We start from the raw sequence: 12,984 nt of genomic DNA, 5'->3' as shown, positions 1-12,984 counted from the left end.
CGTGCTGTCCGACAAGGCCGACGCGGGCATCTCCCAGCTCACCGGAGGCGAGCACTCGGACGGCGCGGTCGTCACCATCGGCGGCATCATCTCCGGCCTCCAGCGCAAGATGACCAAGCAGGGCAACGCCTGGGCGATCGCCACGGTCGAGGACCTCGCCGGCTCCATCGAGTGCATGTTCTTCCCGGCCACCTACCAGCTCGTGTCGACCCAACTCGTCGAGGACGCCGTGGTGTTCGTCAAGGGACGCCTCGACAAGCGCGAGGACGTGCCCCGGCTCGTCGCGATGGAACTGCAGGTCCCGGATCTGTCGAACGCGGGCACCAACGCGCCCGTGATCGTCACCATCCCGGCGCTCAAGGTCACCCCGCCCATGGTCACCCGGCTCGGCGAGATCCTCAGCCATCACAAGGGCGAGAGCGAGGTCCGCATCAAGCTCCAGGGCCCGAGCAAGACCACCGTGCTGCGGCTCGACCGGCACCGGGTGAAGCCGGATCCGGCGCTCTTCGGTGACCTGAAGGTGCTGCTGGGCCCGTCCTGTCTGGCCGGGTGAAATCCCCGGCGGGACATGTGAGTTCGGGACGTATGAGTTCGGGACAGGTGAATTGAGGTACCGAGGGGCGCGCCCGTGCAGGGCGCGCCCCTCGTGTGCCTGTACGGGTGCGTCAGTTGTGGCCGAACTTCTTCTGCCGCTTACCACCGGCGGCGAACTGGGCGGGACTGGGCGACGGGCTCTCCTTCGCCGCGGACTCCGTCTGCTCGGCGCCGCGCTCGGGCGGCTGCTGCTGTCCGCGATCCTGCCCGCGGTCCTGATCGCCGCCCTGCTTGCGGTTCTTGTTCTTGGCCATGGTGATGCCTCCTGAAGGGGTTCTAGGGGCCAGGGCCGGGACCAGACTCACATAGGCTGACAAGCAGCGCATTTCGGAGAATTACCGTGCGTAATAAGGCCTGTCGGAGAGTGATCTTCGGATCCGCCACGCCGAAGATCGAGTTCCGGCCGTTAACCTCCGCGTGGTCGGGCAGACTCGAAGGAAGCCCGAAACCCGAAGCAAACCTCCCGGAAAGAGGGTGGATCGCGTGGACCGCTGCATCGTCCTGGTGGATGCCGGGTATCTGCTCGGAGCCGCTGCCAGTCTCCTCGCCGGGGAACCTTCGCGATCCCGGATCACCGTCGATCACGCGGCCCTGATCCAGGGGCTGCGCGACCGCGCCGAGTCCGACACGGAACGGCCTCTGCTGCGTATCTACTGGTTCGACGGCGCCCCCGACCGGGTGCCGCAGCCGGAGCACCGCAGGCTGCGGGTGATGCCGCGGGTGACGGTGCGCCTGGGCGCGCTGACGCGCAGCGACGGGCGGTGGGCGCAGAAGGGCGTCGACGCGGCCATGCACGCCGAGCTCACGGAGCTGGCGCGCAACCGGGCCTGCTCCGACGTCGTGCTCGTCACCGGCGACGGGGATCTGCTGCCCGGCATGATGGCCGCCAAGGAGCACGGGGTCGCCGTACACCTGTGGGCCGTGCAGGCCGCCGACGGCGACTACAACCAGTCCGAGGACCTGGTCGCCGAGGCCGACGAGCGGCGGGTGCTCGACCGGATCTGGATCACCAAGGCCGTCCGGGCCAAGGACCTCGGCGGGATCTGTGCGCCGCCGCACAGTCCTCGGCCCGAGATCGCCGCGATCCTCTCCGCGCCGCTGCCCGAGTCCGCGCTGCCCTCGGCCGGTGAGCGGCCCGCGCGGGAGGACGAGCACACGCAGGCGGCCCCTGGCGAGAACGGCACGGAGGAGCGAGTGCCGGCCACCAAGGGTGTGCCGACGCCGAAGGATCTGGCCGCCCTGCGCGCGCCAGGGCCGCAGGCCACGCGGCACCCCGCCGACGCGACCCTGCGCTGGTCCTCCGACAAGGGGTGGGTCGACCGGCCCGGGACCGCCGCCGACTCCGCGGAGGCCGCGCTGCTGCCGACGCTCGCGCAGCTCACCACGGCCGAGCAGCGGTGGGCCGACCGTGAGGAGGACATCACCACGGTCGGTGGCGATCCGTACGAGGTCGGGCAGGTGTTCGCGCGGCGGTGGATGGGGCGGCTGTCGGACCAGGCGCATCTGCAGACGCTGTCCACGATGTATCCGCGGGTGCCGCATCGGATCGACGGGGAGCTGCTGCGGTACGCGGCCCGGTTCGGGCTGCTCGCGCACAAGGACGACCAGATCGATGAGCACGACCGGTATGCGATCCGGGCCGGGTTCTGGCGCGAGATCGACGTACGGACCGCTGCCGAACATGCTCCCGCAGGGGAGTAGGGGGTTCGGCTGAGGTTGGTTCGGTGGTGCGGGTCGGAGGGCGTTGTGGGTGATCTGCGGGTTGGTGGGGGCTGGTCGCGCAGTTCCTCGCGCCCCTGGAGGGGCATGATCCGGCGTTGTCGACTGCGGGTCCGTGGGGGCTGGTCGCGCAGTTCCCCGCGCCCCTGACGGGGCGCGACCCGGCGTCGTTGCGCGGCGGAGCCGCAGATGTCACAGCCTCGCGCTCCTGACGGGGCGCGGCCTGGCGTTGCATGCGGTGGAGCCGGATATGTCACAGCCTCACGTCCCTGACGGGGCGCGGCCTGGCGTTGCGCGCAGTGGAGCCGGATATGTCACAGCCTCGCGTCCCTGTAGGGGCGATATCGGGCGTATGCCCGCCCCGCGGGTGGCTCTGGGTCTGCGACCCCGTACTCTCAATCCTCGTGAGTACGCGCACCGCACAGGCAGCCCGGAACGGGCACGGTGGGGATGTCGTGTGCGCGGTGCGGGATCTGACGAAGACCTATCCGGCGGTGCGCGGGCGGCGCGGAGCACCCGGTACGCCCGAGGTGCGGGCCACCGACGGCGTCCGCCTCGACATCAGACGCGGCGAGATCTTCGGCCTGCTCGGGCCGAACGGCGCCGGTAAAACCACCCTCGTACGGCAGCTGACCGGGCTGATGCGCCCCGACCGCGGCAGTGTCGAGATCCTCGGTCACGACATCGTCCGCCATCCCGAGCGGGCGTCGCGGATTCTCGCCTACCTCGGTCAGGAGTCCACCGCGCTCGACGAGCTGACGGTGTCGCTCGCCGCGGAGACCACCGGGCGGCTGCGCGGTCTCGACGCGCGCAGCGCGCGGGCCGAGCGCGACGGGGTTCTGGAGGAGCTGGGGCTCACGGCCCTGGCCGCCCGCCCGCTGAAGAAGCTGTCCGGCGGGCAGCGCAGGCTCGCCTGCTTCGCCACCACGCTCGTGGGCGCGCGACCGCTCCTCGTGCTCGACGAGCCGACCACCGGCATGGACCCCATCGCGCGCCGCGCCGTCTGGGGCGCCGTCGACCGGCGCCGGGCCGAGCACGGCACGACGGTCCTGCTGGTCACCCACAACGTCATCGAGGCGGAGACGGTCCTCGACCGGGTCGCCGTGCTCGACCGCGGCCGCGTCATCGCGTGCGACACCCCCGCCGGGCTCAAGGAGACGGTCGCGGGCGAGGTACGCGTGGAACTCGTCTGGCGCGAGCGCGCGCCGCTCGACGTTCCCGAGGTCGCCGCCCTGCGCGACCGCGCCGTCGAGTCCGGCCGTCGCTGGGCCCTGCGGCTCGCCCCCGAGGAGGCCCGCGCGGCCGTCGCCGCCGTCACGGGCGGCGCCGCCTTCGCGGCCCTGGACGACTTCACACTCGCCGCCCCGAGCCTGGAGGACGTCTACCTGGCGCTGGGCGGCAGCGCAGGGAACGTACGGGGGTTGGTCAAGGCATGAGCGTGCGGGCCGCCGCAGCCGTACGGAACAGGTACAGGACGACAGCCGAAGCGAACAGGAGCCGCTCGACGTGAGTGTCGTACCCGCCGAGGTTCTGCCCAGCAGTGCCGTCGCGGACAGGAACCGGGCCGCCGACGCCGAGGACGGTGTCCGGTGCGTCGCCGCGCTCGGGCCGCGTGCGCGGTTGTGGCCGGCGCTGGGCGCTGTGTACCGGGCGCAGCTCTCCCGGGCCCGGGTGGCCCGGATCCCGCTGCTGTTCGTGGCCACCTTCCAGTCCATCGGGATCATGGTCCTGATGCGCGGGGTGGTGGACGGCGGGGGCGAGGCGCGGGCCGTGGTGGCCGGTTCGTCGGTCCTCGTGGTCGCGTTCGTCGCGCTCAACCTGCTCGCCCAGTACTTCGGACAGCTGCGCGCCAGCGGCGGGCTCGACCACTACGCGACGCTGCCCGTGCCGCCCGCCGCCGTGGTGCTGGGCGCGGCGGCCGCGTACGCCTCCTTCACCGTGCCCGGGACCGTCGTCACCGCCGTGGCCGGCAGCATGCTGTTCCAGCTGCCGATGACGCATCTGTGGATTCTCCTCGCCGTGATCCCGCTCGCGGGCGCGGCGCTCGCCGGGCTCGGAGCGGCGCTGGGGCTGCTCGCGCCACGCCCCGAACTCGCCACGCTGCTCGGCCAGTTGGGGATGTCGGCGGCGCTGCTGCTCGGAGTGCTGCCGGCCGACCGGCTGCCGACGTTCGTCCAGTACGCGCGTGACCTGCTGCCTTCCACGTACGGCGTCGAAGCCCTGGAGCTGACCTTCGGGCCGAATCCCGACTGGGGTGTCGTCCTGCTCGACCTCACCGTGTGCGCGGCGGTCGGGGTGGCCTCACTGGCCGTCGCGACCTGGGCCTACCGCCGGGCGGCCGTCCGGTGACGCGGCTGACAGGCGGGCCTGGCACGATGTCAGTGTGACCGCACCGCTGACTCCGCCTCCGCCGCCGAACCACCAGCCTCCGCACCACACCTGGCAGGCGCCGCCCGCCGATGGTGCGGTCGGCCCCGCCGGTTACCAGGAGGACGGCCCAGGCATGAAGACCGAAGTGCGGGAGGCCGCCGTCATCACGGTCGCGATGGCGCTCGGCGGAGTGCTGCTCGGGGTGCTGTGGTGGTGGCTGGCGCCGCACGTGCCGCTGATCTCCGACGCGGAGGCGGTCTACCTCAAGGACACCGAGGGGGAGCAGGCCGTCGGTGTGGACGGAACGTTCACTCTGCTCGCGCTCGGCTGCGGTCTGGTCAGCGCGCTGGTCGTGTTCCTCGTACGGCGCCGCGGCGGTATCCCGCTCGTCATCGCGCTCACCCTGGGCGGCGTCCTCGGTTCCCTGCTCGCCTGGCGGCTCGGCATCTGGCTCGGCCCCACCCAGGACGTGGCCGCCCACGCCAAGGAGGCCGGCAAGGGCGTCACCTTCGACGCCCCCCTGGAACTCAACGCCAAGGGCGCCCTACTGGCCTGGTCCGTCGCGGCCCTCCTGGTCCACCTCCAGCTGACGGCCCTGTTCGGCCCCCGAGACCCGAACCCGTACGACCAGCCCCACCAGTACCCGCAGCCTCCGCAGGCCTGACGACTCCCCGCACGGTGGCGCCCCAAAGGGGCGCGGGGAACTGCGCGACCAGCCCCCACGGCCCGCAGACAAAAACCGCCAACCCGCGGAGCGTTACGCCGGGCGATGCCCGTGGTTGGAACGCCCCTTCTTGACCCGCCACTTCCGCTTACGCGTCTTCTTGGACATGCCCTCGGTGTTTAACCGAGAACCCCGCATCCGTCGAGAGGTCACGCACGGCCAACGGGCGCCGACACCGCCCCCGTGAGCTCGGCCAGCTCACCGGGCGCAAGCTCCACCTCAAGCCCCCGCCGCCCCGCCGAGACGCAGATCGTGGCATGCGCGTGCGCCGACGCGTCCAGCACCGTACGCAGCTTCTTCCGCTGCCCGAGCGGCGAGATACCCCCGCGCACATACCCGGTGGAACGCTCCGCCGCCGCCGGATCGGCCATCGCGGCCCGCTTGCCGCCCACCGCCGCGGCCAGCGCCTTCAGATCGAGCGAGCCCGCCACCGGCACGATGGCCACCGTGAGCTCACCGTCGACGTCCGCCACGAGGGTCTTGAAGACCCGGTCGGGGGAGACGCCCATCGCCTCGGCCGCCTCCTCGCCGTACGAGGGATGCGACGGATCGTGCTCGTAGGCGTGCACCGTGAACTCGACCCCCGCCGCGCTGAGCGCCACGGTCGCGGGCGTACCACCCGCCTGCTGCTGTTTCTTCGACTTCTTCGCCAAGACACCTGTGCCTTACGTCAGTTGAGACATCAGTTGAGACGTCGGTCGATGCTCGCGTCAGTTGAGATTCGTCGGCGTCCGCGTCAGTTCCGACGCGGGCAGCGACGGCAGATTGCGGATGATCGCGGTCTCCGCCCGCAGCAGTGTCAGCTCCTCCCGGAGCCGGGACGCCGTGTCCGCGGCCTCCAGCAGACGCTGCTTCGCCGGGACGTCGAGCATCGCCGCGGCCGCGACCAGGTACGAGACGACGGCCGGCTCGTCCGGCAGCTCGGACCCGGTCGACAGGGACCGCTCCCGCGCTCCCGCCAGCCGCTTCTGGTACTGCCGGAAGGCCCGCAGCACCCCCTCGGCCAGCGCCCCCGCCTCCTCGCCGGGCTCCTCCTCCAGCTCCTCCAGCTCGGCCGTCAGATAGGCCCCGGAGGACTCCACCGAGAGCAGCCGCACCCGGGTCGTCCCGGTGGCGAGTACCTCGAAGCTGCCGTCGGCCCGTTCCCGGATGGTCGCGGCGTCCGCGATGCACCCCACCTCGTGGAAGGCCTTCGCCGGGTCATCGCCGAAGCCGGCCGCGGGCCCGCGCCGGGGTACGGCGGTCTGGTCCGGCATGCCGGGCGCGGTGGGCGCCACCTCGTGGCCGTCGCGGATGGCGACGACGGCGAACCGGCGCGGTTCGTCCTCGGGGGTCTTCAGCAGATCGCGCATCATGGCGCGATATCGCTCCTCGAAAATGTTCAGGGGCAGCACGAGCCCGGGGAACAACACCGAGTTCAGGGGGAAGAGGGGAAGCCGGACGGTGGTCACGACGGGAAAGCCTAATGGTCGCCGGTAGAAGCACGTCCGCCGTGCTCACTCCGTGGATACGGAAGATCCTCGTTCCGTAGTTTCAGAGGCAGGTGCGAGGCCACCTCCAGCCTTATGCCGTCGCGCAGTTCGAGGAACTGGCCGAGCGGGTCGTCCGAGACGCGGTCCCAGGGGAACGAGGTGGCGTACGGCCCGATCCGGCGCAGCTGCTCCAGCGCGTCCTGCCAGCGTTCGAGGCGGATCAGCACGTAGGTGAGCAGGTTGCGGACCTCGGCGGGCCACGGGTCGGCGGGCTCGTAGTGCTCGGACACGGCGATCGCGAGGTCGGCCGCCGCGTCGAGCCTGCCCCGGGCGCTCGACTCCGCCGGAGCGGGCCGGGACTCCCAGTGCGGCACGGCGGTTCCGCCGCCCTCGGTCAGGTAGGCGAAGGCCGCGCGTACCGGCAGCGCCTGGACCAGGGAGCCGGGCAGTGCGTCCCGCGCGGCCCGCTCGGCGAAGTCGAAGCACTCGCGGTGCGAGCCGTACCAGGCGGCGGACAGGTACTTCAGGGCGGCCGCATGGCAGCCGTAGTGGTGCGGGGAGCGGCGGACGGCCTCGGCCCACAGCTGCTCGAACTCGGCGTGCGGCGCGCTCGTGCCCCGGGCGTGGTCCAGGGCGATCCGCCAGGGCACCGGGTCGCGGGGGTCGGCCTCGGCGGCGGCGGAGATCAGCGGTCCGACCTGGCGCAGCAGTTCGGCGCGGGCCGGCGACTCCCAGCCCCGGCACACCGCCAGCTCGGCCTTGACCAGCAGGGCGTCCGGGTCGTGCGGGGCCGCCGACCGCCAGTCGTCGAACCACTCGGTCCGGGAGCGCGCGAAGGCGGCGAGGCGCGTCGTGTACCGGTCCCGGTTCTCCCACTCGGCGGCCTCCCGGGTGGTGGCGAGCAGTTTGGCCGCGGGTCCGTAGTCGCCCCGGCCCGCGGCGACCAGTACCGGTCCGAGTCGCTCGTCCGGGGCGTCGAGCAGCACCTCGTCGTCGGCGGGCAGACCGGCGGCGAGGCGTGAAGTGTTCCGTGCCATCCGGGCCGTACGGAGGAACGCGCGCAGCAGTGCCATGGTGTTGCCCATTGAAAACCGCAGGTCGGACGCGTGCCAGAGGGAGCGCGGTGACGCTTTTGTAACCGTGTTTTGGTTGTGTGCGGAATGGTCAAGGCCGGGTAAAAGGTGACTGTTGCTCGTCTGTTGGACGGCTGTGGAGCACCGGCCGTTACCTCGCCCTCGCCCTCGCCCCCGTCGGCACGTCCGCCGGTCTCAGCCCCGGCGCAGCAGCCGGGTCGCGCCCGCCGCCACCGTCGTGGCCAGCACCCAGCCCAGCAGGATCACCACCGCGCCCAGCCACTGCCAGCCGCCGCGCAGCTGCCAGTAACCGACCTGGCCGAGATCGATGACCGGCAGCAGCAGGTCCAGGGCGAACAGCGACGCGTTCCACGGGGGATGCTCGCCGCCCTTGATCGGCGGATGGTCGGCCCGTGCGAAGGCGATCGAGGTCGCCGCCCACAGCACCGCCATCCACACGGCCGCCCGCCCCGGCCGGTACCCGTAGGCGACCGTCCAGTCCTGCGCGTACCCCCAGAGTTTGGCCGCGATCGGCAGGTTCTCGCGCCGGTGCCGCTGCTTGGCGAGCAGCACCTCGCGGGCGTCCTCCTCCTCGCCGCCGTTGCGGAGCACGGTGGCCAGGCGCTCGTACGGCTCCGGGTTGTACTCCGGAGTCGCCGCGGCCACCCATCCCAGGCGCCGGGCCAGCGGGAACGGGCCGCGCGGCACCAGGCTCTCGTACTGGAAGCCGTCCATCCGCAGCTGTCCGGCGCCCGGCCAGCTGCTCGCCTGGTCGATCAGGTTGACCACCCGCGCCCCGGACAGCACGACCCGGCCGCGCTGCGGCCGCTCGCCGAGGAAGCGCAGCTCGGGCACCTGGACGCGGCGCAGCGAGATCTCCTGGTCGTCCTTCAGGGTGAGGCGTGCCTGCTGGAGGTCCACCGCGTCCCCGAACCGGCCGTCGTCCAGCCGGATCCCGCCGTCGCACTCGAACCGCTGCACGCGCGTGCCGCGGGCCGGGGTCCGGCCACTGGTCTGCAGGGGATTGCTGACGCCCGCCGGGGTCATGTACAGCGTGCGCCCGACGGTCAGCTGCGGGGCGTTCAGCGCGATGCGCCCGTACTGATTGGCCAGCCGGCTGCCGCGCAGGCTGAGCGAGACGCCGACCGTGGCGCCGCGCAGGCTCAGCTCGCCGTGCGACTCCAGCATCTCGGCCTGGAGGTCCTGGCCGACGGTCATCCCGTCGCCGGTGATGGAGCGGCCGCGTCGGTCCCGGTAGACGATGGCCTGGTTGAGCAGCAGATCCGTGCCGATGTGCGCGTCGGTGAGGCGTACGCCGTTGTGGAAGCGGCAGCGCGGCAGATGCAGATCGCCCTCGGTGTGCAGCCGGGCGGCCTCCAGGCGCGGCACCGAGCAGTCCACCAGACGTACGGTCGTGAACCGGGCCTCCGGCAGCAGGACCTCCTTCTCGAACCGGCAGCCCTTCATCTCGACGTACGGCACCACCGTGCCGCCCGCCAGATCGAACTCGTCGATGATCTGGACGCCGGTCAGCTTGAGCGACGAGACGCGGCCGTCGAGCGCGGGCGGTCCGTCCAGCAGCAGCCAGGCGACGATCCGGGCCCGCACACTGCGCTCGGGGCCCCATGGATGGCCGCCGTGCGGATCGTCCACGGTCGAGTCCCCGGCGCGCAGGTCGTACACGCTGCCGTCGCGGAACGCCTGCCACATGCCCCTCTCGGCGTCGGTCAGGTCGTCGGGCAGGTCTCCGGCGCGGCTGCCGGCCCCCTGGGTCACGTCTCTTTCCCTCTCTCCCCTGGTAGCCAGTGTTACTGGCGGGTTTCGTACAACTGTTCATGTGATGCCCGCTGGGTGACGCCCCGAACGCTAACCGTGAAGGCGATCTTCCGGAACACGTGACGCCCGCGAAATCGGGCCACGCGCGGGGCGTGGACGCGCGGCCTGTATCAGCGATTGATACAGCCGCCCGACGCCCGATCCCCGTCTGAGAGAATTGCCCATGTGATCTCTCGTATCGATCTGCGCGGCGACGCCCTCCCCGAGGGCTCGGCCCTGCGCGACCTGCTGCCCCGAGCCGACTTCGACGTATCGGCCGCCCTGGAGAAGGTGCGTCCGATCTGCGAGGCCGTGCATCATCGGGGTGACGCGGCGCTGATCGACTACGCGGAGAAGTTCGACGGCGTCCGCCTGGAGTCCGTACGGGTGCCGGCGCAGGCGCTCGCCGACGCGCTGGTGCGGCTCGACCCGGCCGTCCGCGCGGCCCTGGAGGAGTCGATCCGCCGCGCTCGCACCGTCCACCGCGAGCAGCGCCGCACCACGCACACCACCCAGGTCGTGCCCGGCGGCTCGGTCACCGAGAAGTGGGTGCCGGTCGACCGGGTCGGGCTGTACGCGCCCGGCGGCCGGTCCGTCTATCCGTCGACCGTGGTCATGAACGTGGTCCCGGCCCAGGAGGCGGGCGTCGAGTCGATCGCGCTCGCCTCTCCGGCCCAGTCGGACTTCGGGGGTCTGCCGCACCCGACGATCCTGGCCGCCTGCGCGCTGCTGGGCGTCGACGAGGTGTACGCGGCCGGTGGCGCGACCGCCGTCGCGATGTTCGCGTACGGCACCGAGTCCTGCGCCCCCACCAACATGGTCATGGGCCCCGGCAACATCTGGGTCGCCGCAGCCAAGCGCTACTTCGCGGGCAAGATCGGCATCGACACCGAGGCCGGTCCGACCGAGATCGCCGTCCTCGCCGACGACACCGCCGACCCGGCGCACGTCGCCGCCGACCTGATCAGCCAGGCCGAGCACGACCCGCTCGCCGCCGCCGTCCTCGTCACCGACTCGGTCGCGCTGGCCGACGCGGTGGCCAAGGAGCTGGAGCCGCAGATCGCGGCCACCAAGCACATCGAGGACCGGATCGTCCCGGCCCTCGAAGGCAGGCAGTCCGCGATCGTGCTCGTCGACGGCCTCGACGAGGGCCTGCGGGTCGTCAACGCGTACGGCGCCGAGCACCTGGAGATCCAGACGGCCGACGCGACGGCCGTGGCGGACCGGGTACGGAACGCCGGCGCGATCTTCGTCGGCCCCTGGGCGCCCGTGTCGCTCGGCGACTACGCGGCCGGGTCCAACCACGTCCTGCCGACCGGCGGCTGCGCCTGCCACTCCTCGGGCCTGAGTGTCCAGTCCTTCCTGCGCGGGATCCACATCGTGGACTACTCGCGGGACGCGCTGGCGGAGGTGGCGCGCCACGTGGTGACGCTGGCGGAGGCGGAAGACCTGCCCGCGCACGGCGCTGCTATCAAGGCCCGGTTCGGGTGGAAGGTGCCTGAGAGCAAGTGACCGGTATCGACGATCTCCCCGTACGGGACGAGCTGCGCGGCAAGTCCCCGTACGGCGCGCCCCAACTCGACGTCCCCGTACGCCTGAACACCAACGAGAACCCGTACCCGCTGCCCGAGCCGCTCGTCGAGCGGATCGCCGAGCGGGTGCGCGAGGCCGCCCGGAACCTCAACCGCTACCCCGACCGGGACGCGGTGGAGCTGCGCACCGAGCTGGCCAGGTACCTGACGAAGACCGGCAAGTACGCGGTCGGAGTCGAGAACGTCTGGGCGGCCAACGGTTCGAACGAGGTCATCCAGCAGCTGCTGCAGACCTTCGGCGGGCCCGGCCGCACGGCGATCGGCTTCGAACCCTCGTACTCGATGCACGGCCTGATCGCGCGCGGCACCGGGACGGGATGGATCTCCGGGCCCCGCAACGAGGACTTCACGATCGACCTCGCCGCCGCCGAGACGGCGATCGCCGAGCACCGGCCCGACGTCGTCTTCATCACGACCCCCAACAACCCCACGGGCAACGCGGTCCCGGCCGAAACCGTCCTCGCGCTCCACGAGGCCGCGCAGGCGGCGAAGCCGTCCATGGTGGTCGTGGACGAGGCGTACATCGAGTTCAGCCACGGCGACTCGCTACTGCCGCTGCTCGAAGGCCGGCCGAATCTCGTAGTCTCGCGCACGATGTCGAAGGCGTTCGGCGCGGCCGGGCTCCGCCTCGGCTACCTCGCCGCCCACCCGGCGGTCGTGGACGCCGTCCAGCTCGTACGGCTGCCGTACCACCTGTCGTCCGTCACGCAGGCGACCGCGCTGGCCGCCCTGGAGCACACCGACACCCTGCTGGGGTACGTCGAGCAGCTGAAGGCCGAGCGCGACCGGCTCGTCGTTGAGCTGCGAGCCATCGGCTACGAGGTGACCGAGTCGGACGCGAACTTCGTACAGTTCGGGCGGTTCGACGGCAGCTGCGGCTCCCACGAGGCCTGGCAGAAGATCCTCGACCGGGGCGTCCTGGTCCGGGACAACGGCGTACCGGGGTGGCTGCGGGTCTCCGCCGGAACCCCGGACGAAAACGACGCGTTCCTCGACGCGGTACGTGAACTGAAGAAGGAGCAGAGCGCATGAGCCGCGTAGGAAGGGTGGAGCGGACGACCAAGGAGACGTCCGTTCTCGTCGAGATCGATCTCGACGGCACCGGCAAGACGGAGATCTCCACCGGGGTCGGCTTCTACGACCACATGCTCGACCAGCTCGGCCGCCACGGCCTGTTCGACCTGACGGTGAAGACCGAGGGCGATCTGCACATCGACTCGCACCACACCATCGAGGACAGCGCCCTCGCGCTCGGCGCCGCCTTCAAGCAGGCGCTCGGCGACAAGGTCGGGATCTACCGCTTCGGCAACTGCACGGTCCCGCTGGACGAGTCCCTCGCGCAGGTGACCGTCGACCTGTCCGGCCGCCCGTACCTCGTGCACACCGAGCCCGAGAAGATGGCGCCGATGATCGGCGAGTACGACACGACGATGACCCGGCACATCCTGGAGTCCTTCGTCGCCCAGGCGCAGATCGCCCTGCACGTGCACGTGCCGTACGGGCGCAACGCGCACCACATCGTGGAGTGCCAGTTCAAGGCGCTCGCCCGGGCGCTGCGGTACGCCTCCGAGCGCGACCCGCGCGCGGCGGGCATCCTTCCCTCCACGAAGGGTGCCCTGTAAAGC

At 71.7% G+C, this 12,984-nt stretch carries 13 protein-coding genes; 8 read left to right on the top strand and 5 right to left on the bottom strand.

The genetic code is table 11. From position 1 onward, the window contains the following. Positions 1-553 (top strand): OB-fold nucleic acid binding domain-containing protein (locus AB0I18_RS41770; RefSeq protein ID WP_363110995.1); only part of this gene is annotated, 553 nt, incomplete at its 5' end. Positions 554-665: 112 nt separating this feature from the next. Here the strand turns inward: AB0I18_RS41770 and AB0I18_RS41765 are convergent. After that, positions 666-848 carry a hypothetical protein gene (locus tag AB0I18_RS41765; RefSeq protein ID WP_363110994.1) on the bottom strand — a complete coding sequence of 61 codons (183 nt, stop codon included), beginning with the start codon at positions 846-848 and terminating at the stop codon, positions 666-668. Between the two features lie 229 nt (positions 849-1,077). On the opposite strand from AB0I18_RS41765, the gene AB0I18_RS41760 reads away from it, so the two are divergent. The 4 genes from AB0I18_RS41760 to AB0I18_RS41745 all read left to right on the top strand — a co-directional run bounded on the left by AB0I18_RS41760 (position 1,078) and on the right by AB0I18_RS41745 (position 5,347). Beyond that, the gene (locus AB0I18_RS41760) at positions 1,078-2,295 is read left to right on the top strand and encodes an NYN domain-containing protein (RefSeq protein WP_363110993.1); all 1,218 of its coding nucleotides are present in this window, start codon (positions 1,078-1,080) and stop codon (positions 2,293-2,295) included. Between the two features lie 422 nt (positions 2,296-2,717). Then, positions 2,718-3,749 (top strand): ABC transporter ATP-binding protein, encoded by a 1,032-nt coding sequence (locus tag AB0I18_RS41755; protein ID WP_363110992.1) that lies wholly within the window; start codon positions 2,718-2,720, stop codon positions 3,747-3,749. A gap of 70 nt (positions 3,750-3,819) precedes the next feature. Next, entirely contained in the window at positions 3,820-4,662 is an 843-nt protein-coding gene (locus AB0I18_RS41750) for an ABC transporter permease (protein WP_363110991.1), read from the top strand. 34 nt (positions 4,663-4,696) lie between these two features. Continuing rightward, positions 4,697-5,347: an AAA family ATPase gene (locus AB0I18_RS41745; protein ID WP_363110990.1), complete on the top strand. Its 651-nt coding sequence runs from the start codon at positions 4,697-4,699 to the stop codon at positions 5,345-5,347. A gap of 209 nt (positions 5,348-5,556) precedes the next feature. Here AB0I18_RS41745 and ybaK read toward each other — a convergent pair whose 3' ends face one another. The 4 genes from ybaK to AB0I18_RS41725 form a co-directional block, all read right to left on the bottom strand. Continuing rightward, a complete protein-coding gene (ybaK, locus tag AB0I18_RS41740) occupies positions 5,557-6,060 on the bottom strand; it encodes a Cys-tRNA(Pro) deacylase (protein ID WP_363110989.1) in 504 nt (167 codons plus the stop codon). A gap of 57 nt (positions 6,061-6,117) precedes the next feature. After that, positions 6,118-6,858: an LON peptidase substrate-binding domain-containing protein gene (locus AB0I18_RS41735; RefSeq protein ID WP_363110988.1), complete on the bottom strand. Its 741-nt coding sequence runs from the start codon at positions 6,856-6,858 to the stop codon at positions 6,118-6,120. An 11-nt stretch (positions 6,859-6,869) separates the two neighbouring features. Then, positions 6,870-7,952 (bottom strand): hypothetical protein, encoded by a 1,083-nt coding sequence (locus AB0I18_RS41730; RefSeq protein ID WP_363110987.1) that lies wholly within the window; start codon positions 7,950-7,952, stop codon positions 6,870-6,872. Positions 7,953-8,147: 195 nt separating this feature from the next. After that, complete coding sequence (locus tag AB0I18_RS41725) at positions 8,148-9,728, bottom strand: oxidoreductase (protein ID WP_363110986.1); 1,581 nt, start codon at positions 9,726-9,728, stop codon at positions 8,148-8,150. A gap of 225 nt (positions 9,729-9,953) precedes the next feature. On the opposite strand from AB0I18_RS41725, the gene hisD reads away from it, so the two are divergent. Genes hisD through hisB form a run of 3 tightly spaced genes read left to right on the top strand, consistent with a single transcriptional unit; the run spans position 9,954 to position 12,981 of the window. Further along, positions 9,954-11,279, top strand: coding sequence for a histidinol dehydrogenase (gene hisD / locus AB0I18_RS41720; protein WP_363110985.1), 1,326 nt, complete (start codon positions 9,954-9,956; stop codon positions 11,277-11,279). Continuing rightward, a complete protein-coding gene (locus AB0I18_RS41715; RefSeq protein ID WP_363110984.1) occupies positions 11,276-12,391 on the top strand; it encodes a histidinol-phosphate transaminase in 1,116 nt (371 codons plus the stop codon). Before hisD ends, AB0I18_RS41715 begins: the two co-directional genes overlap by 4 nt. Next, positions 12,388-12,981, top strand: coding sequence for an imidazoleglycerol-phosphate dehydratase HisB (hisB, locus tag AB0I18_RS41710; RefSeq protein ID WP_363110983.1), 594 nt, complete (start codon positions 12,388-12,390; stop codon positions 12,979-12,981). Before AB0I18_RS41715 ends, hisB begins: the two co-directional genes overlap by 4 nt. Positions 12,982-12,984: the final 3 nt, after the last annotated feature.

Origin of the sequence: Streptomyces sp. NPDC050704 (genome assembly GCF_040654355.1) — a bacterium.
Taxonomy (GTDB): Bacteria; Actinomycetota; Actinomycetes; order Streptomycetales; family Streptomycetaceae; genus Streptomyces.
This window is presented reverse-complemented; position numbering and strand designations above follow the sequence as displayed.